Genomic DNA, 23,285 nt, shown 5'->3' with positions numbered 1-23,285 from the left:
AAGCCACATGAGCGGCAAGCCAGCAGCGCGCATCACGGACAGCGTGTCCGGCAGCAAGATCGTCAGCGGTTCGCGCACGGTGCTCATCGGCAGCCAGGGCGGCGTCGCATGCTCCGAGTGCCCGGGCGGCGTGACGGTGGGCAGCCCCGTGAGTCCCGCGCAGGGCGCCAAGATCCTGATGGGCGCCTCGGAGCTGGACTTCGCGCTGCCCGGTGCGATGCGGCTGGCATGGCAGCGCCAGTACAGCAGCTACGTCAACCCCGAGCACGGCGCGCCGTGCGGGCTGCTGGGCCACGGCTGGAGCCTGCCCGGCGAGATGCGCATCGTGCTGCGCGACGATGCCTGCGTCCTGTTCACCACCATGGGCCGGGCCATCACGTTCGATCCGCTGCCCGAGGGTGGATCGATCTACAGCCCGAGCGAGGACATCTGGCTGCTGCGCGGTGGCGCCGGCGCGGCGTGGGCCGCGCAGCCACGCCTGCGGCACGTCGCCGAGGCGTTCCGCGACGACCCGCACTGCATCCTGGCCACCGATGGACAGGCCCGCACCTGGTGGGTGCTGGCACCGGCGCCGGTGTCCGGCGAGGCGCCGCAGCAAGGCGCGGGCGAAGGTGGTGCGACCTACCTGCAGCAGTGCATGGTCGACCGCTTCGGCAGGCGCCAGGCCTGCGAGCGCGACGCGTGGGGCCGCGTGGTCGGCATCGTGGATGGCGTCGGCCGGCGCTTCCGCCTGCACCTGAGGCAGCTGCACGCCGCCCGCCCCGCCCAGGGGCCGTGGCATGCCGACAGCGGCTGGCGCCTGAGCGGCGTCGAACTCCTGAGCGATCCCTGCGTGCCCGGCGCGGGCGAAGCGCAGGAGCCGGTGATGCTGGTGCGCTACGGCTACTCGCCCGCGGGCGACCTCGCCACGGTGCACGACCGCGCCGGCCGGCTCGTGCGCGAGTTCGCCTGGCACGAGCACCGGATGACCGCGCACCGCCACCTCGGCGGGCCGCGCCATACCTACCGCTACGAAGGCCCCGAGGCCGGTGCCCGCGTGATCGAGCATGCCAGCGAGGAAGGCCTGAGCTTCCGGTTCGCATACGGCGAGGACGAGACCGGCAGGACCACGACCGTCACCGACAGCCTGCAGCGCGTCGATGTCTACCGCTTCGAGGGCGAGGCCGGCCTGTCGCGGCTGGTCGCGCACGTGCGCGCGGACGGAAGCACCATGCGCTACGCCTACGACACCGCCGGGCGCATGGTGGAGGCCGTCGACCCGCTCGGGCGCACCACGCGTCTGCGCTACGACGGCGAGGGCCGCCTGCTGGGCAGCCACGACGCCGACGGAACGCACGGCAGCCAGGCGCACGATCCCGACACCGGGGACCTGCTGTCGATCACCGATGCCGCCGGCGCCGTCACCCGGTTCGCGTACGACGCGTGGGGGCGCCGCACGCAGGTCGTGCAGCCCGACGGCAGCGTGCAATGCGACGAGTACCCCTCTCCCGAAGAAGAGCCCCTGGTCTGCGACCTGCCCACGGCGAGGACCGATGCACGCGGCGGCGTCGTGCGCTTCGCCTGGAGCCCCGCGGGCCAGCTGCTGCGCCACACCGACTGCTCGGGCCGCACCAGCGAATACGGGTACGACCGCTGGGGACGGCGCATCCGCCACACCGACGCGCTGGGCTGCAGCGTGCGCTACGACCACGACTTCGCCGGCGGCCTGCGGACGGTGCACCGCGCCGACGGCAGCACGGTCCGGTATGCGACGGACGCGGCCGGGCGCATCACGCAGGTCCAGCCGAGCGAGCAGCAGGCGGGACACACGGTCGGCTTCGCGTACGACCTGTGGGGTCGCGTCACGCGGCGCTGGCAGGGCGGGCACGACGTGCAATACGAGTACGACGCCGCCGGCCGGCTGGTCTGCCTGCGCAACGAGAACGGCGCGCAGGCGCACTTCACGTGGGACGCGATGAACCGGCAGGTCGGCGAGGAAGGCTTCGACGGCCGGCAGCAGGCCTTCCGTTACGACGCCGGGGGCCAGCTGGTCGAGGTGGTCGACGGGACGGGCACGGATCGCCTGTGCACGCGCTACGGCTGGGACGCCATGGGCCGGCTGGACGAGATCCACGTGCCTGCGACCGAGCACGCCGCGTCGCGCATCGAACGGCTGCAATGGAACGCCGCCAGCCAGCTGGTCGCCGCGCGCAGCTACCTGGCCGGGCCGGACGGCCAGCCGCGGCTGCACACCGAGGCGCTGACCGAGCGCGATGCGCTGGGTCGGCCGGTTGCCGAGACGCAGCGGCTCTACAAGTCTGCCGAGACGGTCGCCAAGCGCTCCGGACTTGCCCCGCCGATGCCGCAGGAGCCGGCCATCGAGTTCGAGCACACCATCTCGCACAGGCTCGACGCGCTGGGGCACCGGGAGTCCAGCGCGCTGCAGGACCTCGGGACGGTCGACTACCTGCTGTACGGCGCGGGCCACCTGCACGGGCTGCTCCACGACGGCCACAACCTGCTGGACATCGAACGCGACGCGCTGCATCGCGAGCTGCTTCGGCAGCACACCACGCCGGACGGGCGGGTGCTGCAGACCCAGCGTGCCTGGAACGTGCTCGGCCGCCTCGACAGCCTGAGCATCGAAGGGGCCGTGCTGCCGGACGACACGACCGGCGGCGCGCCGCCCCTGCCGCTCACGGGTTCCCTCGCCCGGCGGTTCTACCGCTACGACGACCTGGGGCAGCTGGAGGCCATCGAGGCCGACGGCCACGACGCCCGCTACCGCTACGACGCCCATGGGCGCCTGGTGGCGGCGCAGGCAGCGGGCCGCTGGCGCCATTGGCTCTTCGACCCCGCAGGCAATCGCCTGCCTTCGGCGGAGGCCGACCCACGCCCGTTGCCACAGGGTGAAGACGCGGATGCGTGGACCACGCGGGTGCGGGGGCAGTGGCAGGTGCAGGGTTTCGACGTGCTGGGCCAGCGCCAGGCGCCGCAGGCCGACTCGGCGTCGGCCGGTGTGCCGCGCTGGCCGGACAACCGCGTCGGCCATGGCGACGACGCCGCCTACCGCTACGACGGCCGCGGCAACCGCGTCGAGGCGACCGGTCCGGACGGGCGGCAACTGGCGCTTCACTACGACGGCGCCAACCGCCTCGTCGAGGCGCGGATGAAGGACCGGGCGAGAACCGTCGTCAGCCGCTATTCGTACGATGCCCGCGGCCGGCGTCTTTGCAAGACGGTCGCCGAGCAGGTGCACGGGCAGGGCGAGGTCCTGAAGGCGCGCGTCTACCAGGGCTGGGACGGCGACCGGCTGGTGCACACCGAGCATCGCAAGCCCGGCCGCGACAGGCAGGTGACACACACGGTGTACGAGCCGGGCGGCTTCGTGCCGCTGGTGCGGTTGAGCACGCAGGGCGCCGCCCCGCCGCAGGGACTGGCTGCGCTCATCGCGAATGCCGGCGACCCGCAACTCAGCCAGGGCCTGCGCGACACCCTGGAGGCCTTGCCGCCGGCCATGCGCCAGCAGCTCGAGGCGGGCGTGCAGGCGTGGGCGGACGAGGGCATGGCACCCGATGCCCTTCTGCCGGCCGGGTCGCCGCCCGCGCCATCTAGGCCGGTGGCCGTCCACCACTACCACTGCGACCCCATGGGTACGCCCCAGGCGCTCACCGACGAGGCAGGCCAGCTCGTGTGGATGGCCAGCTACGACCCCTGGGGCCAGGTCGCGCAGGAATACAACCCCTACGGCCTCGACCAGCCGATCCGGCTGCCGGGCCAGCACCTCGATGCGGAAACCGGCCTGCATTACAACCGCCACCGCTACTACGACCCGGCGCTCGGTGCCTACATTAACCAGGACCCCATCGGCTTTCGGGGCGGCCTGAACGGCTTTGCCTATGCGCGCCAGGACCCGCTGCAGCTGTCGGACCCGCTGGGCCTGTATGCCGACGCCGCCCACGCCGGGACGCCGCTCTTCGACGCGCCACCCGGCGCGGGCCTGCCGGACATGGGCAGCGAACTGGAGCGCCCGGCTCCCGGCTCCGCGAAGAACTGCCCCGATTGCACGCAGGTCGCGGGCCGGGTCAGCGACTACGCCACCGTGTGCGTTTACGTCGTGTTTCTCTCGCTCGGCATCAAGCTGCCGCCGCGCCCGCCGCCACCACCCCCGCCGCCCATCAGCGTGCAGGAGCAGTCGCTCAAGGGGCGGGGCGGCAAGAACTGCTCCTAGCCGGCGCCGGATGCCGGCGCTCGTTGGCATCATCCGGGGCAAGGCCCGGTCGGGCTGGTACCGGCCCGGATGGGCCGGGCATCGCCTGTCCGCCGGAGCGCACGGTGTGTCTGACGCGCCGGCCGAGGATCCGGCGTGCGAGAGGCAATCTCAATGCTATCTTCGTGGCCGCTCAATGAGTTCGAGCAAGCTTGGTCATGCGGGATGCGCGAACAAGAAGGGACAACATGAAAGATCAACACAAGCAGGCTCTCGAAGCACTGTTTGCCGATGCCGGGCGCCGCCGGCAGCTCGAACAGCCCGGCACGGGCAGGACGGGGCATGCCCTCGACGAATTCCGCCAGCGTTTCGAGGCGCACGTCGACGCCGTCGTGGCACCCACGTTCGTGGAGTTCAAGGGCTTTCTTGCCGGCAAGGGCATGGCCAGCTTCGTCGAGCGCAGCCATGGGGGACGCGATTCGGCTGCTTCGCAGGGCAACCCGCTGTGCCGCTTCTGCATCGGCGCCGAAGGGCACGCCCATACCTACGAGGGATACATCCAGGTAGAGCTCGACGTGGCGGGCCCCAGGGCGGTGCTGACGAGAAAGCACAAGACACAGGTGCAGCCGGTGGAAGCCGCGCAGGGCGACGGCGTGATCGCCTATATCTCCGCCAGCAGGTTGCATGAGCAGCTGCACGCGCTGCTTCAGATGATCCTCTGAAGAAAACGGACCGTCTGCGCGGCGATCCGGCCTTCGGAACACTTCACGACATCGGAATACTCCGAAGCGAGTGCAAGAATGCGGGTTTCACCGAACGCAGCAGACCATGAGCTTTGAGCCGGCGCCCAGCCTCGACATGTCAACCCCCGAAGCCAAGCGCGAGTCGTACGGCCTGCTGGTCGCGCAGGCGCGGTCGCTCTTCGAAGGCGAGCGCGACTGGCTGGCCAACCTGGCGCAGTTTTCCGCGCTCGTTTTCAACGCGGTTCCCGAGCTGAACTGGGCCGGCTTCTACATGGCCCGCGCAGAGGAACTGGTGCTCGGCCCGTTCCAGGGCAAGGTCGCGTGCGTGCGCATTCCTTTCGAGCGCGGCGTGTGCGGCGCCTGCGCCCGCACGCAGGTGGTCCAGCTCGTGCCGGACGTTCACGCGTTCCCCGGCCACATCGCCTGCGATTCCGCCTCGCAGTCGGAACTGGTGCTCCCGGTGCTGGTGAACGGCCAGCTGCGCGCGGTGTTCGACCTCGACAGCCCGGTGCTGGGGCGTTTCGACAAGGAAGATGCGCTCGGGTTCAGCAACGCGCTGGACGTGCTCGTCGAAGCGACCGATTGGGCGTGACGGCTCGATGGAGTAGCCCGGCGCCGGCGTCCGGCCGCGGCCGGCGAAACAGCGCAGCGGCTCGACCAGCGCGCTCTGCGAGCAGCAGGCGATGCAGTTGCGGTTGAACAGGTTGCTGACGGCAAGGCGAACGTTGCCCTCGGCCAGCTTGTCGCGCAGGCTTACGTCCACCAGCGCATAGCCCTTCAAGCTCTTCTGCGGGTCGTCGACTGCCAAGCGGGCCGGCTCTGCGCCCGCGGCGCGCGAGCTTCCGGCACGAAGCGACGAGGCGGGTCGTCGCGCGCAGCTCGCCGGTGCGCATCAGCCTGGAGGGCGCTGCGACGTCCGGGCCGTCCTCGCGGTTGCCACGGTTCGCCGGCGGCCGATGGCCAGGTTGGCCGTGATCATTGCCGCGACCAGCGTGACGAGCCAGGAGAAGTACACCCACAGCAGGAAGATGGGAAACGCCGCGAAGGTGCCGTACACCGTCCTGTACGTCGGCACCTTGGCGAGGTAGGTGGCGAAGCCGCGTTTGCCGAGTTCGAAGGCTGCGCTGGCGATCACGGCCCCGGCGATGGCATCGCGCAGCCGGACCTTGGTGTTCGGCACGAGATGGAACATGCCCGTCAGCGCGATCACGCCGAGCACGAACGGACCGAGGTCGAGCACGAAGCCGAGCGACGGCGGCATCGCACCGATCAGGCCGAGCGAGACGCCCAGCACGTACGAGGTCGCCCACAGGCTCAGCCCCAGGAGGGGTGGGCCGGCGGCCAGCATCAGGAGGTACAGGCCGACCCTCCGGAAGAAGGGCCGGTTCCTTTTCACCTCCCACATCTGGTTCAGCGCGTTCTCCACGGTCAGCAGCAGCGCGACGGCCGTGCCCAGCAGGAAAAGCGATCCGACCCAGGTCAGGCCGCTGGCGTTCGTGGCGAACTGGTTCAGGTACTTCAGCACCGTGCGGGCGATGTCCGGCGGCAGCAGCCGGCTCAGCAGGAACTCCTGGAGCGCTTCCTTGAGCCGCCTGAAGATCGGGAATCGCGCGAACAGCGCGAAGCTGGTGGCCAGCAGGGGCACGATGGACAACAGGGTCGTGAACGCCAGGCTGCCGGCAACCTGGGGCAGGCGCTCCTTCTTGGCACGTTGGATCGTCAGGCGGGTCAGGGTGAGCATGTGTCGCGCAAAGGTGGCAACCGACGGGGTCGGCATGCGGACACGCCGTGGTCCGCGGGTGGCGATTGTCGGGGCGATCGCGCGCTCGCGCCCAGTGCATCGGCGGCGCACCGAAAGCCCGGGCCCGGGCTTCGCTCAGAACAGCTTGCGCCAGTCGTCTTCCTTGTCTTCGCGCGTGTTGACTTCGATCATCACGCCTCCCGGCATGCGACAGAAGAACCGCGAGCCGCGCGAGTTGTTGAAGACGGCCGTCTCCATGAACACGCCCGCGGCATCGAAGGTCCGGTGCAAGGCCCGCACCTCCGCCAATGTCTCCATCTCGAAGCCGAAGTGGAAGTTGCGAGGCCATTGAACTGGCTCCTCGACGTGGTCGAGGACGATGTCGAAGCCGTTGCGATGCAGCAGGATGCTGTCGCCCGCGGTGACGATGCGGCAGCCGAAGTGCTCGGCAAGAAAGGCCGCCGTGGGCTGGGGGTCGGTGGTCGGCAGGCTCAGGTGGTTCAGCGTGCCAGTGCAGGAGATGGACATGGGATTTCCTTGATTCGTGAAAGATGGCGCGCCTGGTTTCGTGCCTTCGCGCCAGGCGCGTGGTGGGCTGGATGGGCCGTGCGACGTTCAGACCGGATTCATCGCGGCGTACACGGCGGCGTAGGTGCCATCGCGTTCGGCCCAGCGTCGCGGGAGATCGCGCTCGAGCAGCACTTCACCGTTCGGCGTGTCGCCTGCCTCCAGCCTGGTCAGCACCTGGCCGACGTAGTCGGCCAGCGGCAACGCGCGGGGATCGCTCGCCTGGCCGGGCCCGGTGAGCTCCGTCTGCACGTAGGGCGGTGACAGTTCGAGCACTTCGATGTCGAAAGCGCGCATCTGGTGCCGCAGCGACTGCAACCAGGAATGCAGGAAGGCCTTGCTTGCGCAGTACGCGGGAAAGTCCGCGCGCGGCACGAAGGCCAGTGCCGAACTGGTCGCCATGAACGTGGCCCTGCCGTTCGCCTTGAGCAGCGGCAGCACGGCCTCGGCGACGCGCAAAACGCCGAGGATGTTGGTCTGCACCACGGCAGTGGCGTCGCCGGCCGTCCAGGTGCCGGACGCCATGTCCTCGGCCCGCGAAATGCCGGCATTGGCGAGCACCACGTTCAGGGATGGTGCGTTCTCGCGCAGCCAGGCGGCCAGCCTCGGCGCCGAACCAGGGTCGTCGACATCGACAGCCAGGCCGATGAGGCCGGGGCGCCGTGCCGACATCTCGTCGAGCGATGCGCGGCGACGGCCGGTGACGAGCACGCGGTTGCCGCGGTCGTGCAGCGCTTCGGCCAGTGCACGGCCGATGCCGCTGGTGCCGCCGGTCACGAGGATGGTGTTGTGTGTGAGTTTCATTGGATTCGTCCTGAGTCTTCGGGGTTGCTGAATGCCGCAAGCCGGACCGACAGGGTTCCGCCTCCGCTCGATCCGCCGCCGGCGAGGCATGCGCGCAGGCACGGCAGCGGCTGCCGAAACCCGAAGCGCAGCAATGCCGACGCGCGTCGGTGCGACGTGGCAGACAGGAATGCGGAGAAGATGCCCCAGGCAGGCGGGAGCCCGGGACGACGGAACATACGGTCATCGAAAAACGGCGTCATGGTTCGCCGAGAACTGCCCTGCTGGGCTCCTCTCGGCAAAGGACGCGTTGGATGACGGTAACGCCTACGGCAGCTCGCGTGGCAAGCTGCGGCGCGGATTCTAGGGGCGCCGCCGGGCCCTCGTCAAATGCGCACGCACGCACGCGCAGGCCGCCTGCCTCGTCGGGCTCATCGGCCTTGTGCGAGCGGCAGGCGATGCAAAGGGAGGCCCGGAGCGTCGAGGTCCAGCTTCAGCACATGGCCGTGCGTGGAATCGGTGACGAAAACCGTGGACCGTTCGGGCCCGCCGAACGCCAGGTTGGTCGTCGATGCGCCCGCCGGGCCGCGCAGCACCGCGACCGGCTCGGCGCGCGGGCTGAGCACCCAGACATATCCCAGGCCCGGGTTCGCGACGAGCAATCGCCCCGTGCTGTCGACGGCGAGGCCGTCCGGGCCGCTGGGGCCGTACGACGTGAAGAACTGACTCACCTTGGACACGCTGCCGTCCGCCAGAAGCGGAACGCGCCAGATGCAATTGCCGCGCGTCACTGCGAGGTAGAGCACCTTGCCGTCCGGCGACAGGGCAACGCCATTGGGGCTCGGTACGTTGGACAGCAGCATGTCGAGCTGGCCGTCGGGTCGCAGGCGATACAGGCGGCCCGAAGGGTCGTGCAGCCCGCTCTGGCCCTGGTCCGTGAAGTAGATGTTCCCGTTCGCGTCCAGCACGAGATCGTTGACGCCCTTGAAGCTCTCGGTGTTGCGGCGCTGCAGGTGCGCAGTGACCTGGCCGGTATGCACATCGATGCGCATCAGCCCGTTCTTGTAGTCGGTGACGAGCAGGGTGCGGTCGTCGACGAACTTCATTCCGTTCGGCTCGCCGTCGTACTCGGCCACAAGGCACCACGCGCCGGCGCCGTCGATGCGGAAGATGCGGCCGAACGGGATGTCCGCGACGTACAGGTTCCCTTCGCCGTCGAACACCGGACCTTCCAGGAACGAGTCGGTCGGCTGGCCGCCGCGGTTTGCGCTGGCCCACACCGAGGGCTCGCGGCGCCGGAAGCGCTCGGGCATCGTCGTGAAGGTCTCGAGTTCCATCACCTGGGGCGGCTGCAGAAAGTACATCGTCGTCTCCTCGGAATCAGGCGCTAGCAAAGCCGTAGAGTTCGGCGGGGTTGCCGACCAGGATGCGGTTGCGCACTTCGGCACTGTCGCACCAGCCCGCGAGAACGTCGGCCAGGCTGGCATCGTTGACGGTGCCTGCGGGCTGCGTGGTGTGCGGCCAGTCGCTGCCCCAGACCAGCCGCTGCGGTGCGGCCCGTACCAGCGCGCGGCCCATGGCAGCGGCGTCTGCGTAGCCGGGCTCGCCTTCGCGCGAACGCATGTAGACGCCGGAGAGCTTGATCCAAGTCCGGCCGCCGTCGAGCAGGCGGCGTGCGGCCGCGAATGCCTCGCTCTCCAGCGCATCGGCGGGGTCCATGAGCGCCATGTGATCGATGACCAGCGGGACGGGCAGGCGCCGAAGCACCGGCTCGAGCCCGACGAGCTGGCCTGCGTTCACGAACACCTGCACGTGCCAGCCGAGGCGTTCGATCTTCCGCGCCAGCGTGTCCAGCATGCCTGCAGTGGTGGCGCCCCATGATTGCGGCGTCACGAAGTTCACGCGCAGCCCGCACACCCGCTGGCCGGCGAGCCGGTCGAGCTCTTCATCGGTCACGTCCTGATCGACCACGGCAACGCCTCTTGCGCTCTCTCCGAGCTGCGCGAGCGCATCGAGCGTGCAGGCGTTGTCGGTGCCGTAGGTCGAGGGGTTGACGACCACCGTGCGCGACGTACCCAGCCGGCGTTGCAGTGCCCGGTAGTCGCTCACCGTCGCGCTCGGCGGCCGACGCTTCCAGTGAGGCGACGCGGCAAAGCGCGGATCGAAGATGTGCATGTGGCTGTCGCAGGCATCGCGAGGAAGCGCCTGCAACGGGCGGTTCACGCCGATGGAGTGCGGCACCGGGGCATCGAGGTCTGAAGTCATCCTGATCTTCAGTCGAGCTTGATCTGGCCCTTGTGGATCACGTCGGACCATTTGACGTCCTCCTTCCTGAGGAAGTCGACGAACTCGGCAGGCGTCGAGCCGATGGGCTGCACGCCCACATCCGAGAAACGCTTCCTGATGTCCTCTTCGGCAAGCGCCTCGGCGATCGCCTTCTGCAGCCGGGCCGCGATCGGCGCAGGGGTGCCTGCCGGCACGAACACGCCGTTCCACTCGTAGGCCTCGTAGCCCGGCGCCACCGTCTCCGCCAGCGTGGGCACGTCAGGCAGGCGTGCAGAGCGTTTCGGCGACGAGATGGCCAGCGCCCTGAGCTTGCCGGACGACACCAGCGGCGACGAGGCTGCGATGGTGCTGAACATGAAGTCGACCTGCCCGCCCATCACATCGACGATGGCCGGACCGCCACTCTTGTAGCCGACGTGCACCATGTCCAGGCCGAGGCGCTGGCGCAGCAGCTCTGCCGCGAGCCGCTGCACCGTGCCGCTGCCGCCCGATGCGAAATTCAGCTTGCCGGGTTGCGCCTTGGCCTTGTCGACCAGGTCCTTGATCGTCCTGAATGGCGACGACTCGCTCACGATCACGATGTTCGGTGCCAGTGCCACCAGCGAGAGGGGCTGCAGGGCCTTCGGGCTGTAGGGCAGGCGAGGGAACAGATGCGGGTTGATGGAGTACGGCGTCGCGTCGTAGAGCACCGTGTAGCCGTCGCCCGCCGCCTTGGCCACGAAGCCCGCGCCGATGGTGCCGCTGGCACCCGGCTTGTTGTCGACGACGACGCTGGCATCGAGCTTGGCGCCGATGCGTTGGGCGAGAACGCGCGCGAGTGCGTCGGTCGAACCGCCGGGCGCATAGGGAACCACCAGGGTGATCGGCCGTTCCGGGTAGGCCGCGCTTGCCGACATGGCGGCGGTGGCAAGCAGGCCAGTGGCCAGCAGGTGCTTGAAGAGACGGGTCATGGTGCGCATGGTCTTCAGTCGGTCTTGAGATCGAGCGATCGGGCCAGCTCTCCGTAGAGCTTCACCTCGCCCGCGAGTTGTGCGCCGAAAGCGTCGGCGCATGCGTTCTGAGGCTCCATGCCCATGGACCGGAGCTTTTCCTGCGTGGCAGGCGCCTGCGCAAATTCCGTGGCCACGCGACGCAGGGCGGAAAGCACCTGCGGCGGCGTGTTGGCAGGAGCGAGCAGCCCGTACCACGCATCGGCCGCATAGCCTTTCACGCCGAGCTCCTCGAAGGTCGGCACGTTCGGCATCAGCGGCGATCGCTTCGCAGAGGCCACGGCCAGCGCCGTGAGCTTGCCGGACTGGACCTGCGGGAGCACGGAGCCCAGCGTCGCGAAGGAGCTGTCGACCTGGCCGCCGATCAGGTCGGTGATGGCCTGCGCGGCTCCCTTGTACGGGATGTGGTTCATGGACGTTCCGGTCAGCTGCGTGAAATGCGCGCTGGCGAAGTGCCCTGAACTGCCCGAGCCGGGCGTTGCGTAGGTGCGCTTTCCCGGCGCGGCCTTGACGGCCTCCATGAATGCCGCGAACGACTTGACCGGCATCGACGGACCGACGACCAGCACCGTCGGGCTCACCGCAAGCGTGCACACCGGCGCGAACGACCGCACCGCATCGAACTTCACACGCTGGCTGTAGAGCGCGGGGATCATCGTGTGGTTCGTGGCGCCGAGCAGAAGGGTGTAGCCGTCCGCCGGTGCCGACGCGACCGCCTCGGCGGCGAGGATGGTGTTGGCGCCCGGCTTGTTGTCCACGAGAAACGGCTGCCCCAGCGTGCGCGCGGCACGATCGGCGAAGGCCCGCGCGACGACGTCGGTCGGACCGCCGGCGGAGAAGCCGACCAGCAGGCGCACCGGCTTGTTCGGATATGCAGTTGTCTGAGCGGACGCGAACGTGGGCAGCAGGCTCGTCGCGCCGAGCAGTGCGGCGCCTGCGCCGGCGCGTACCGAGCGCTTCAGTGCGGTAGGGGGTGTCATCATGCCTCCTTTGCTGGATCGGATCGCCGCGACGACGCAGCGGATGCCGTCGGCGATGCATCGATCGATTTGCTCTTCGGCCAACTTCGCCTGAGGCTCCGGGTGGCTTTCCGTTTTCTTGCGAAGCGGTCCGGATCCGGCGCCGCGCTTCCGGTGGGGCGTGGCGGATCGCGGCGGGTCGCGTCAGTGGCGGTTTAGAACGGCCAGCAGGTTGGTCGCAGCGCCGACGCCCATGTTCACATAGGCATCCGTCGTCACGCCGCCGATGTGCGGGCTCAGGACGATGCGGGCTTCGCCCTGGAAGGCATGCCCTGGTGCCATGGGCTCGACCGCAAAGCTGTCGAGGCCCGCAGCGAACACCTGGCCCGATCGAACCGCTGCCAGCAGCGAGGGTTCATCGATCAGGCCCCCGCGCGCCGTGTTGACGACGATCACCCCCCGCTTGCATTGCGCGAGCGTGCTGGCATTCAGCATGCCCCTGTTGTCTTCGGTCAACGGACAGTGGAGCGAAACGACGTCCGACTCGCGCCAGATCGTTTCGAGGTCCACCGGGGCGACGAAGGCCGGCAGGTTCTTCGCATACGGATCGAACCCGATGACGCGCATGCCCATTGCATCGGCCATGCGCGCAAAACGCAGGCCGATGGCACCGAGTCCGAGCAGGCCGATCGTGCGTCCCCCGAGCTCGATGCTCTTGTGGGTCGCCTTGTCCCAATGCCCGGCATGCATGCGTTCGTTCAGGCCCACGACCGACTTGGCGCATGCGAGGGTCAAGGCCAGCGCCTGTTCGGCAACGGCTGCCGCATTGGCGCCGACCGCGGCGACCACCTCGATGCCGCGTTGCTGCGCGGCGGCCTTGTCGATGGTGTCGGTGCCGCTGCCGTGCTTGGAGATCACCTTCAGCGAAGGGGCCGCGTCCATGACGGCGGCGCCGACCTTGCCGTAGCGCACGATGATCGCCGCCGGATCGTGGGCGCGGCACAGCGCCACGAGGTCGCTCTCCACCGGCGTCTTGCCCGCGTAGACCACCTCGAACCCTTCCAGCAACGCGAGGGCCTGTGGCGCCAGGTCCGCGCCGGTGACGAGAATCGCGCTCACAGCGTCTCGCCTTCCTTCAGCACGCCGGCGGTGCGCAGCGCCGAGGTGAGCCATTTGGCGGCCGTGTCGCCTTCCTTGATGGCCGCGATGCGCGCTGCCTCGTCCCTGACCTTCTTCTCGGCGAGCGGCAGCAGCGCTTCGATCTTCTCGCGCTCGACCACCACGACGCCGTCGCCGTCGCCGATCACGAAGTCGCCCGGCCGCACGGTGACGCCGCCGATCGACACCGGATGGCCGATCCGGCCGCCGATGTTCTTGGTCGGGCCGTTGGGGTTCGTGCCGGCAGCGAAGACCGGATAGTCCATCTCGTCGATCTCCAGGCTGTCGCGGCATGCGCCGTCCATGACGACGCCGGCGATGCCGAGCTTCTGGCAGGCGGTCATCATGATCGTGCCCATCAGGGCGGATGTCAGGTCGCCCTTGCCGTCGATCACCAGGACGTCGCCCGGCTTCGCCATCGCGATGGCGGCATGGATCATCAGGTTGTCGCCCGGGCGCACCTCGACGGTGAAGGCGGTGCCCGCCAGCTTCATGCGGGAGCGCAGGGCCTTGATGCGGCCGTCGAGCGCGCCGCGCCGGCCGGCAACGTCGGCAAGGATGGCTGGCTGGAACGCAGCGGCACGCGCGACGATGTCGGAGGGCACGCGGTCGAAGTCGCGAATGATGTCGGGAAGGGTCGAGGGCATGGAAGTGCTGTCTGTGAAGCGATGTGGAAAAGCGGGATGGACGGGTCCGGTGCTCAGTCGAGCCTGACGCCGGAGGCCTTGACGATGGCGCCCCAGCGCGCGCCGTCGGTGCGAATGAGCGATGCGAATTTCTCCGGCGTGCCCGACACCGGCTCCGCGCCTTGTGCTGCAAATTTCTTCTGCACGTCCGCGGTGGCGAGCGCCTTGTTGAAGGCCTCGTTCAGCTTCGCGACGATGTCCTTGGGCAGCGCTGCAGGACCGGCGACGCCGAACCAGGTGACCGCCTCGAAGTCCTTGTAGCCCGATTCGGCCAGCGTCGGCACGTCGGGCAGGTCCTTGTTCCTCTGCAGCGACGTCACGGCCAGGGCGCGGAGTTGCCCGCTCTTGATCTGGGCGATCAGGGTGGGCACGGAGGACATGTACATCTGGATCTGCCCGCCCACCAGGTCGGTCAGTCCCTGCGATGCGCCCTTGTACGGCACGTGCGTGAACTGCACCCCGGCCGCCTTCTGGAACTGTTCGGTGGCCAGGTGAGCGACCGTGCCGTTGCCCGAGCTCGCATAGTTCAGTGCGGTCGGCTTGGCCTTTGCGGCGGCGACGACATCCGCGAGCTTTTTGTACGGCGAGGTGGACGACACCACCAGCACCAGCGGAGCGGATGCCACGAGGCCCACGGCCGCCAGGTCCTTCACGGGGTCGTACGGGAGCTTCGAGTAGAGCGTCGGGTTGATTGCGAGATTGCTCGTCTGGCCCAGCACGAGCGTGTACCCGTCGGGAGCGGCCTTTGCCGCCACGTCGACGCCGATGTTGCCGCCCGAGCCCGGCTTGTTGTCGATGACGATGGTCCAGCCTTCCGTGGTGGCGACCTTGTTCGCGACTTCGCGGGCCAGGATGTCCGTCCCGCCTCCCGGCGGGAACGGCACGACCAGCCGGATCGGCCGGGCCGGGTAGCCCTGTGCCTGGACGGCACCGCAGGCGAGGGCGATCGAGAGGGCGAGGACGGCACGTCGGGAAATGGCGCCATGGCTTTGAACGGTCATCAGGTTGTCTCCAGTCGGGGGATGTGCTTTCGAGCAAAGCGCTCAAGCTGTGGGACGAACTTTAGATTTGCGTTTCACGCCATACAATGGTGGTCCATCAGTTGAACCGCGTACCACCGTGCGAAACGCAGCCAGATCCAGGAAGATTTCCGAAGTCGTCGAGGAACCCCGCGAAGCCGACGCAGGAGCCACGGGCGGCGTCACGGCCGTCACGCGCGCGCTGCAGCTGCTCGACGCGTTCGGCATGCAGGACGGGAGGCTGGGGCTCGCCGAACTCTCCCGGCGCAGCGGGATGCACAAGACCACTGCGCTGCGCCTGTTGCGCACGCTCGCGCTGTCGGGCTACGTGGTGCAGAGGGACGATGGCGATTGGCGCCTCGGGCCCGCTGCGGGCTGGCTCGGCGCGCGCTACCAGTCGAGCTTCGATGCGAACAACGTCGTCGAACCCATGTTGCTGGCCCTGTCGCAGGCAACCGGAGAAAGTGCAGCGTTCTACGTGCGCGAGGGGAACTCGAGGACCTGCCTGGCGCGCGTGGAAGGACCGCAGCCGATCCGGCACCACGCACGGATGGGCGCGATGCTTCCGCTGGAGCTGGGCTCACCGGGCCGCGTGATCCTCGCGTTCTCCGGCGAGCCGGGAAAGCTCTACGAGGACATCCGCAAGAAGGGCTACCACTTCTCCATCGGCGAGCGCGAGAAGAACGTGGCGACCGTGTCCGCCCCCGTGTTCGGACTGCGCTGGGCGCTGCTGGGATCGGTGTGCATTTCCGGACCGGCCGATCGCCTGCCGAAGGCCAAGCTGCTCGGCCTGGCGAAGACGATCATGAAGGCAGCCAACGAGCTCTCGTACGCACTTGCCGGACGCCCCACTGCCGAGACCCCGACCGTTGTCTCGACCTGGCATCCATAGATAGCGTGCGTCGGGTTGCCGCAGGCGCCTGTGCGGCTGCACAGGCCCGCGCTGTGCCAGCGATCCAGATCCAGATCGGGATGCGGATGCACAACAGGTTGCGAACGTCGTGCGCAGCAACGCCCGGCAACACGTCTTCGGGCTGCGTCGACCTTCCAGGCGCCGCCCTCGGCAAGCTGGACACCGATCTCGGGGGAGATCTACAGGCGCGCGCTGCAGGCCGGACCCCGGCGCAAGGCTTTTGCGGCAAGGCAGGCGCAGTGGGTTCGCGATGAGGGGGACGCTTGCGCGGATGCCGCGATGTCCTTCGCGCCGACCTCCAGCGAAAAGCCGTCAGTGATGTTGCCTGAGGCGCTGGGCTCTTCAGGATGGACCAAGGGCATCGTCATGCGCGACGGGTGTCGGGCTCTTCATCGACGGGCTCCCTGCGCAATGGCGGCGGCCGGCTGACGGGCCAGTTCGATGAAGGCACGCACGTAATCGATGGCGGTGTCCGCCTCGCGTGCGCCCAGGAAGATCTGCTTGGCGATGCCGCGTGCGCCCAGCCTCACGGGCACCACGTCCATCCTGCCCGCGTACTCCTCGACCAGCCAGCGCGGCAGGGCTGCCACGCCGCGGCCGCTGGCCACCATCTGCACCATGATGTCGGTGGTTTCGATGGCCTTGTGGCGCTTGGGCGTGACACCGGCGGGCAACAGGAACTGGTTGTAGATGTCCAGGCGCTCGATGTCGACGGGGTAGCTGATGAGCACTTCCTGTGTCAGCTGCCGGGGTTTCACGTAGGCCGCCGATGCCAGCGGATGGTCCTTGGCCACGACGAGCACCTGTTCGTAGTCGAACACGGGTTCGAACTTCAGTCCCGGCTTGAACAGCGGGTCGGGCGTGACCAGCAGGTCGATCTCGTAGCCGAAGAGCGCGCCGATTCCTCCGAACTGGAATTTCTGCTTGACGTCGACATCCACGTCCGGCCAAGTTGCCAGATAGGGCGAAACCACCTTGAGCAGCCACTGGTAGCAAGGGTGGCACTCCATGCCGATGCGCAGCGCACCGCGCTCGCCCTGCGCAAACTGGCCCAGGCGTTCTTCGGCCAGGTCCAGTTGCGGCAGCACCCGGTTCGCCACTGCGAGCAGGTACTGGCCGGCCTGCGTCAGGCGCAGGCTTCGGCCTTCCCGCAGCCAGACGTCCGTGCCCAGTTGCTGCTCCAGTTTTTTCATGCTGTGGCTGAGGGCCGACTGGGTCAGGTTCAGCACGCCTGCGGCGGCTGTCAACGAGCCCTGCTTCTCGACCTGCTGAACGATGCTGAGGTGAATGCGCTCAAGCATATGGATGAATAGGATTCATGGATTTGTGAAATAAAACCATTTTACTTCATGGTCCTGCAACCCTAGCATTCGCTCCATTGTTCGATTGCACCGAAGAGGAATGGACTTGGAGAGGCTTCAGCAACTTGAGATGCGCGTGCGCTTCGAGGCGCTGCTTCCCGATTCGCCCTCGGCGCAGGTTGACCCGTATCCCGCGTGAGCCTTGCGCGTGGCGTTCAGGAGAGTTTTGCGTACAGGTGCTCGGTCCACCCTCAGGCGCGGTCGAAGGATCTGCGCGCTCGATGACGCAGCCTGCCGCAATGCGAGCCATTGACTTCTCCGGGCACCGCGCAGATCCATCCCTATGAAAACAGAAATGACACATCCACTCCGCCTGGTAGCGGTCTCCGGCGGGCTGCAACGCCCCTCCAGGGCTGCAGCGCTTGCAGAACACCTGCTGGACCTGATGGCCGACCAGGTTCCGTGCGAACAGCGCCTGATCGAACTGGGCCCGCTCGCGCCGCGACTCGCGGGTGCGGTCTGGCGCTCCCAGCTCCCCGACACGGTGGAGAACGACCTCGCGGCGGTCGAGCAGGCCGACATCCTGGTCGTGGCCACACCGGTCTACCGCGGCTCGTACACCGGGTTGTTCAAGCACTTCTTCGACTTCATCCACCAGGACGCCCTGATCGACAAGCCGGTCCTGCTGGCGGCCACCGGCGGCAGCGAGCGCCATGCCCTGGTGATCGACCACCAGTTGCGGCCGCTGTTCAGCTTCTTCCAGGCACGCACCTTGCCGCTCGGCGTTTACGCGACCGACATGGATTTCGTCGACCACCGCCTGCACAACGAAGCCCTCATCCAGCGGGCCGCGCTGGCGATCCAGCGCGCACTGCCGTTGGTGAAGCTGACGCGCGCGGCCAGCGCCCCTGCGGCCGCTGAAGCGGTCGTGGCCTGAACCGGGAAGCGGCCGCTGAAGCGGTCGTGGCCTGAACCGGGAAGCGGCCGCTGAAGCGGTCGCGGCCTGAACCGGGAAGCGGCCGCTGAAGCGGTCGCGGCCTGAACCGGGAATCAGCCGCTCTCTTTCTCCCCAAAAAACCTGTTCACTGGATTGCGATGAACCAAGAACCCACCTTCAACCTCAAGAGCATCCGCTTCGACGAAAACTATGAACCGTCGGACAGCACGCGCATCACCACCAACTTCGCCAACCTGGCCCGGGGAGCGAACCGGCAGCAGAACCTGCGCAACACGCTGAAGATGATCGACAACCGCTTCAACGAGCTGGCGCATTGGGACAACCCGATGGGCGATCGCTACGCTGTCGAACTCGAGATCATCTCCGTCGAGATGCGCATGGATGCCGAGAGCAGGTCCGATGCATTTCCGTTGATCGAGATACTGAAGACCTGCATCCTCGACAAGAAGGAGAACAGGCGCATCGACGGTATCGCAGGGAACAATTTTTCCTCTTACGTGCGGGATTACGACTTCAGCGTCCTGCTCCCGGGCTACAACGTCGATAGAGCGGAATTCGGTGTTCCGGCAGATTTCGGCGACCTGCATGGAAAGCTGTTCAAGCAGTTTGCCAATTCGAGCACGTACAAGGAACACTTCGGCAAGCCGCCCGCGATCTGCATCAGCGCCTCGACCAGCAAGACCTATCGGCGGACCGGTAACCAGCACCCGGTGCTGGGTGCCGAGTACCAGCAGAATGAACTGTCCTCGACCGATCAATACTTCGCGAAGATGGGGATGCAGGTTCGCTTCTTCATGCCTCCGAATGGCATTGCGCCGTTGGCCTTCTACTTCCACGGCGACCTGCTGGGCGGCTATACCAACCTCGAGCTGATCGGCACCATCAGCACGATGGAAACCTTCCAGAAGATCTACCGGCCCGAGATCTACAACGCCAACTCCGCCGCAGGGAAGCTCTATCGACCGAGCCTGAAGAACCAGGACTACTCGCTGACGCAGATCGTCTATGACCGCGAGGAGCGCAGCCAGCTGGCGGTCAAGCAGGGGAAGTTTGCGGAGGAGCACTTCATCAAGCCGTACAAGAGCGTCCTCGAACGGTGGATCGCCACTGCCGCGGCCTGACATTCGCATCGGCGCTGCTGACGTCGCGCCCCGCATCACGCATCATTCATTGGCTGTTCGGGGAACACGTTCCCGGAGGCCGCTCGCCATATCCATCTTTGCTTGAAAAGGAATCCGCAGATGTTCGAAACCTCCATTGCCGGCAGCCTGCCGAAGCCAGCCTGGCTGGCTGAAACCAACAAACTCTGGCCTCAGTGGCGGGCTGAAGGCGATGCGCTTCGCCAGGCCAAGGCCGACGCAACGCTGCTGTGGATCAAGGCCCAGGAAGACGCAGGCCTGGACATCGTGTGCGACGGCGAGCAGTCGCGCCAGCATTTCGTGCACGGCTTCCTCGAGCAGGTCGAGGGCATCGACTTCGAGCACAAGGTGAAGATGGGCATCCGCGACAACCGCTACGACGCGATGGTGCCGCAGGTGGTGTCGGCCCTGCGCCTGAAGGGCCGTGTGCATGCCTTCGAGGCGCAGCTGGCACGCGCCCACACGAAGAAGAAGCTGAAGTTCACCTTGCCCGGCCCGATGACCATCGTGGATACCGTGGCAGATCGCTTCTATGGCGACAAGGTGAAGATGGCGTTCGCGTTCGCTGAACTGCTCAACCAGGAAGCGCTCGCGCTGCAGGCCGACGGCGTGGACATCATCCAGTTCGACGAGCCCGCCTTCAATGTCTACATGAAGGATGCCGCCGACTGGGGCGTGCAGGCGCTCGAGCGCGCGGCGCAGGGCCTGACCTGCACGACGGCGGTGCACATCTGCTACGGCTACGGCATCAAGGCCAACACGGACTGGAAGAGCACGCTGGGCGACGAATGGCGCCAGTACGAGACGGTGTTCCCCGCGCTGGCCCGCAGCCGCATCGACCAGGTGAGCCTGGAATGCATCCACTCCCACGTGCCGCCCGACCTGATGAAGCTGCTGGCCGGCAAGGACGTGATGGTCGGCGTGATCGATGTGGCCAGCGACGTGGTCGAGACACCCGAGGAAGTGGCAGACACCATCGGCCGGGCGCTGGAGTTCGTGCCGAAGGAGCGGCTGTTCCCATGCACGAATTGCGGCCTGGCGCCGATGGGCCGCGACGTGGCGTGGCGCAAGCTGGAAGCGCTGGCGGCGGGCACGAAGCTGGCCAGGGAGCGCTTCGCGGCCGCGTGATGCGCACACGGTCGTCCAAGGGGCGGCCCGCAGCTGCTGCACGGAGCGCGCGGGCTCGCGACGCTCGATCCGCGCCTCGACAGCAAGCTGCCGAATGATTGCACCAGGCTTCGCCGTTCCGGCAGGCCTCTTGAGTATCTGTTCGCTCTAGTACAGGTACACCGCGCCGCTGAAGGGCGCCGAGTTGTCGGAAGCGTCTCCGTCGATGCCGGTGGCGCTGCCCGCTTCGTTGGGCGCCGAGACCGCGAGCGTGCGTCCGTCGCCCGACATTGCGAGTGCGTAGCCGAAGAGGTCGTTCGCGTCGGGGTTGGTGGCCTTGACCATGGCGGGCCTGCGTTGCCATCCGGAGGAAGAAGACCTGTCGTAGAGGAAGACCGCGCCGACCGCTACGCTGCCCGGCGTCATGTCGCCACCGACGCCGGCAGAAGTGGCCTGGTCTCCGATGGCGCCGACGGCGAGCATCGTGCCGTCGCGTGTGAGGGCCACGCCGTAGCCGCCGAAAGCGGTGTTCAGCGCGGGCTGGGGCGCGACGAGCCGCTGCTCCATCGCGTGGCCGCTGCCGATGCTGCCGCGGCGGTACACGTACAGCGCGCCGGCACGGACGGCGCCGGCTTCGTCCTCGTTGCGCGCCCCGACCGCCAGGACACTGCCGTCGTACGACAGGGCGAGCGAGGTGCCGAAATGCGCCGCGCCGGCCGACCCGGGCGGCGCCAGGCGGCTGCCGAGCGCCCACGCGCCTGCGTCCCGTACATAGACGTAGGCAGCGCCAGCATCGGAGATGCCGCCCACGCTCTCGGACTGCGCACCCACGGCAATGGTCGAGCCGTCGCCCGAGATGGTGGCGGAGCCGCCGAACAGCGATCCGCCCTGTCCGTTCGGTGCATCGATGCTTTCCTCCAGCGCCCAGGTTCCCGAGGTTTTCCGGAAGACATGGAACTTGCCCGGGCCAACGAAGTATTCGCCGATGGCGGCGACCGTGCCGTCGCTGGAAATGCTCACGCCATCGCCGAAGAAACCGAGGTTCTGCGGCGCAGGCGAGAGCCAGGTCTGCTCATGCGTCCACCCCGAGGGGCCGCGCCGATAGACCTCGACCTGTCCGCCAGGAACGCTGCCCTGGATGCTTCCCGCCAGCAGCGTGCCTTCGTCGGACAGGCTGAGGCTCGACGGGGCAGAGCCCGGCGTCACCAGCGTCTGCACCCACGTCCAGCTTCCCGATTCGTTGCTGAAGAGATGGACCGCATCCGCATCGCGCTGGGAGATGGCCATCAGCGAACCGTTGCGGCTGATGGCAACGGCCGACAGGCCGCCCGCGAAGCCGCGTACGGCCGCTCCGTCAGGACGCTTGACGTAGCCGATGGCCTTGGCGGCGTCGGGCAGCACAGGCAAGGACCAGGGGCTGCAGCCCCTGTCGTTGCAGGCCTGAAGCGCATAGCGGTACGCGGCAGGGGGCGCGGCCAGCGCGAGATTCTGCAGCGCGTACGTGGTAGCCGCCAGGTTGTCGGCCAGCACGCTGAAGCTGCCGCTGTGGGCCGGGTCTTCGCCCAGCCGGTAGTACGTGGCCCCGGATACGGCCGCCCAGCTGAACAGGAAGGCCTTGGGCGCATAGCTCAGCGAGGGCGTGGTGGGAATGGCGGGCGGAACGGAGCCGGGGTCCGCCGCACAACTGGCGGTGATGCTGGCGACCGGCGCGCTGGCGATGCCGGATGCGCCGGCCAGAGTGCACAACTGACCCAGGGGCTGCGTGCGCACGCTCACGTCGTACGCGGCCCCATGCGGCAGGGCCTGCGCGAAGGTGAAGGCACCATTGGCCGTCACGCTCAGCTCGTCGCCGCCGTTGTTGCGCAGCACCAGCGTGCCGGTGAGGCCGCTGACCGTGCCGCCGACGGGATGCGTCTGCGCGGCGCAAACCACCCGCACGTCATTCACCGCGGCGTTGGCCGTGCCCTGGCCCGCGCTCACGCTGCAGGTCTGGCCCTCGGGTTGGGCTGCGATCGTCACCGCGTACGGATTGCCGAGCGTCACGGCGCTGGCGAAGACGAACTCGCCGTTAGCCGACACGCGCAGGTCGTCCTGCCCGTTGTTGCGCAGCACCACCGTGCCCGACAGACCGCTGATCGTGCCGCCAATCGTCGCGCCGGTGGAGGAGACGGGGGGCGCCGGAGGGAACGCCAGGAAGCTGCCACCCGATGAGTCGCCACCTCCGCCGCAGGCGCCCAGCGAGAGGGCCAGCAGGAACGGCGCGAGACGGGCCATCAGGCGAGGAGAACGGGAGCGCATACGGAGACGACCTGCGCCGTGACGGCGTCGGTGGCGGGGAGTGAACAGCGCGGCGGATGCTATGTGATGCCCGTCGATGCGTGAATACCCGAAAACAGGTAGAGGCGCAGGCGCGATGAAGGGCAAGCCGGCCGGCCGGGAATGGTGGGTGTGGCCTTGCGCGGGCGCAGACTCAGGCCTTCGAGCGATCGATGGCTTCGTCCGGCAGGCATACACGCCCATGTTTCGCTTGACGGTCGGGCGCACCAGCATGCGCGCTTGCAAGCCGGCACGCCGGCACGCCGGGAGAGTTGGCGGACGTTGACGGTAAGCGCTGCAACGCCCATGGCCGCTGCGACGATGCCGATCACTGAATCATGAGGGACGTCCTTTCATAACCCGGCCTCGCGGTGCCGACTTGCAGGAGGTGTGAACGTCGCGCGCACGGAACTTCAGCAATCGCCCGGCTA

19 protein-coding genes are annotated in these 23,285 nt (G+C 68.0%); 7 read left to right on the top strand and 12 right to left on the bottom strand.

Translation table 11 applies throughout. The annotated features are described in order from the left end of the window. The first annotated feature begins 7 nt into the window (after positions 1-7). The 3 genes from AACL56_RS27110 (at position 8) to AACL56_RS27100 (ending at position 5,524) form a co-directional block, all read left to right on the top strand. Positions 8-4,210, top strand: a complete 4,203-nt coding sequence (locus AACL56_RS27110; protein ID WP_339093076.1) for an RHS repeat-associated core domain-containing protein — start codon at positions 8-10, stop codon at positions 4,208-4,210. Positions 4,211-4,437: 227 nt separating this feature from the next. Beyond that, complete coding sequence (locus AACL56_RS27105; RefSeq protein WP_339093075.1) at positions 4,438-4,911, top strand: hypothetical protein; 474 nt, start codon at positions 4,438-4,440, stop codon at positions 4,909-4,911. A gap of 106 nt (positions 4,912-5,017) precedes the next feature. Continuing rightward, positions 5,018-5,524 (top strand): GAF domain-containing protein, encoded by a 507-nt coding sequence (locus tag AACL56_RS27100; protein ID WP_425337084.1) that lies wholly within the window; start codon positions 5,018-5,020, stop codon positions 5,522-5,524. 300 nt (positions 5,525-5,824) lie between these two features. Here AACL56_RS27100 and AACL56_RS27095 read toward each other — a convergent pair whose 3' ends face one another. The 10 genes from AACL56_RS27095 to AACL56_RS27050 form a co-directional block, all read right to left on the bottom strand. After that, complete coding sequence (locus tag AACL56_RS27095) at positions 5,825-6,673, bottom strand: YihY family inner membrane protein (RefSeq protein WP_339093074.1); 849 nt, start codon at positions 6,671-6,673, stop codon at positions 5,825-5,827. A 135-nt stretch (positions 6,674-6,808) separates the two neighbouring features. Continuing rightward, a complete protein-coding gene (locus AACL56_RS27090) occupies positions 6,809-7,201 on the bottom strand; it encodes a VOC family protein (protein WP_339093073.1) in 393 nt (130 codons plus the stop codon). An 87-nt stretch (positions 7,202-7,288) separates the two neighbouring features. After that, complete coding sequence (locus AACL56_RS27085) at positions 7,289-8,044, bottom strand: SDR family oxidoreductase (RefSeq protein ID WP_339093072.1); 756 nt, start codon at positions 8,042-8,044, stop codon at positions 7,289-7,291. Between the two features lie 410 nt (positions 8,045-8,454). Then, positions 8,455-9,387, bottom strand: a complete 933-nt coding sequence (locus AACL56_RS27080; RefSeq protein WP_339093071.1) for an SMP-30/gluconolactonase/LRE family protein — start codon at positions 9,385-9,387, stop codon at positions 8,455-8,457. Positions 9,388-9,403: 16 nt separating this feature from the next. Next, a complete protein-coding gene (locus tag AACL56_RS27075) occupies positions 9,404-10,288 on the bottom strand; it encodes an amidohydrolase family protein (RefSeq protein ID WP_339093069.1) in 885 nt (294 codons plus the stop codon). Positions 10,289-10,296: 8 nt separating this feature from the next. Next, positions 10,297-11,259: a tripartite tricarboxylate transporter substrate binding protein gene (locus AACL56_RS27070; RefSeq protein WP_339095243.1), complete on the bottom strand. Its 963-nt coding sequence runs from the start codon at positions 11,257-11,259 to the stop codon at positions 10,297-10,299. Positions 11,260-11,273: 14 nt separating this feature from the next. Continuing rightward, positions 11,274-12,278, bottom strand: coding sequence for a tripartite tricarboxylate transporter substrate-binding protein (locus AACL56_RS27065; protein ID WP_339093068.1), 1,005 nt, complete (start codon positions 12,276-12,278; stop codon positions 11,274-11,276). 183 nt (positions 12,279-12,461) lie between these two features. Further along, on the bottom strand, positions 12,462-13,376 hold the full coding sequence (locus tag AACL56_RS27060; protein ID WP_339093067.1) for an NAD(P)-dependent oxidoreductase: 915 nt from the start codon (positions 13,374-13,376) through the stop codon (positions 12,462-12,464). Beyond that, positions 13,373-14,062: an RraA family protein gene (locus tag AACL56_RS27055; protein WP_339093066.1), complete on the bottom strand. Its 690-nt coding sequence runs from the start codon at positions 14,060-14,062 to the stop codon at positions 13,373-13,375. Before AACL56_RS27055 ends, AACL56_RS27060 begins: the two co-directional genes overlap by 4 nt. Before the next feature lie 53 nt (positions 14,063-14,115). Beyond that, on the bottom strand, positions 14,116-15,102 hold the full coding sequence (locus tag AACL56_RS27050) for a Bug family tripartite tricarboxylate transporter substrate binding protein (RefSeq protein ID WP_339093065.1): 987 nt from the start codon (positions 15,100-15,102) through the stop codon (positions 14,116-14,118). A gap of 145 nt (positions 15,103-15,247) precedes the next feature. On the opposite strand from AACL56_RS27050, the gene AACL56_RS27045 reads away from it, so the two are divergent. After that, positions 15,248-16,012 (top strand): IclR family transcriptional regulator, encoded by a 765-nt coding sequence (locus tag AACL56_RS27045; RefSeq protein ID WP_339095241.1) that lies wholly within the window; start codon positions 15,248-15,250, stop codon positions 16,010-16,012. Between the two features lie 410 nt (positions 16,013-16,422). Here the strand turns inward: AACL56_RS27045 and AACL56_RS27040 are convergent, their stop codons facing one another. Next, complete coding sequence (locus tag AACL56_RS27040; protein WP_339093064.1) at positions 16,423-17,334, bottom strand: LysR family transcriptional regulator; 912 nt, start codon at positions 17,332-17,334, stop codon at positions 16,423-16,425. A 355-nt stretch (positions 17,335-17,689) separates the two neighbouring features. Between AACL56_RS27040 and msuE the strand changes: the two genes are divergently transcribed. The 3 genes from msuE to AACL56_RS27025 all read left to right on the top strand — a co-directional run bounded on the left by msuE (position 17,690) and on the right by AACL56_RS27025 (position 20,559). Beyond that, a complete protein-coding gene (gene msuE / locus AACL56_RS27035; RefSeq protein ID WP_339093063.1) occupies positions 17,690-18,271 on the top strand; it encodes an FMN reductase in 582 nt (193 codons plus the stop codon). Between the two features lie 158 nt (positions 18,272-18,429). After that, a complete protein-coding gene (locus tag AACL56_RS27030; RefSeq protein WP_339093062.1) occupies positions 18,430-19,413 on the top strand; it encodes a DUF1852 domain-containing protein in 984 nt (327 codons plus the stop codon). Between the two features lie 120 nt (positions 19,414-19,533). Beyond that, the gene (locus AACL56_RS27025; RefSeq protein WP_339093061.1) at positions 19,534-20,559 is read left to right on the top strand and encodes a methionine synthase; all 1,026 of its coding nucleotides are present in this window, start codon (positions 19,534-19,536) and stop codon (positions 20,557-20,559) included. Between the two features lie 147 nt (positions 20,560-20,706). Here AACL56_RS27025 and AACL56_RS27020 read toward each other — a convergent pair whose 3' ends face one another. Next, positions 20,707-22,812 carry a beta-propeller fold lactonase family protein gene (locus AACL56_RS27020; RefSeq protein WP_339093060.1) on the bottom strand — a complete coding sequence of 702 codons (2,106 nt, stop codon included), beginning with the start codon at positions 22,810-22,812 and terminating at the stop codon, positions 20,707-20,709. Positions 22,813-23,285 lie beyond the last annotated feature (473 nt).

Origin of the sequence: Variovorax paradoxus (assembly GCF_902712855.1) — a bacterium.
Classification (GTDB): Bacteria; Pseudomonadota; Gammaproteobacteria; order Burkholderiales; family Burkholderiaceae_C; genus Variovorax; species Variovorax paradoxus_Q.
The sequence above is the reverse complement of the archived record's forward strand: the minus strand, read 5'-3'. Positions and strand labels throughout refer to the sequence as shown.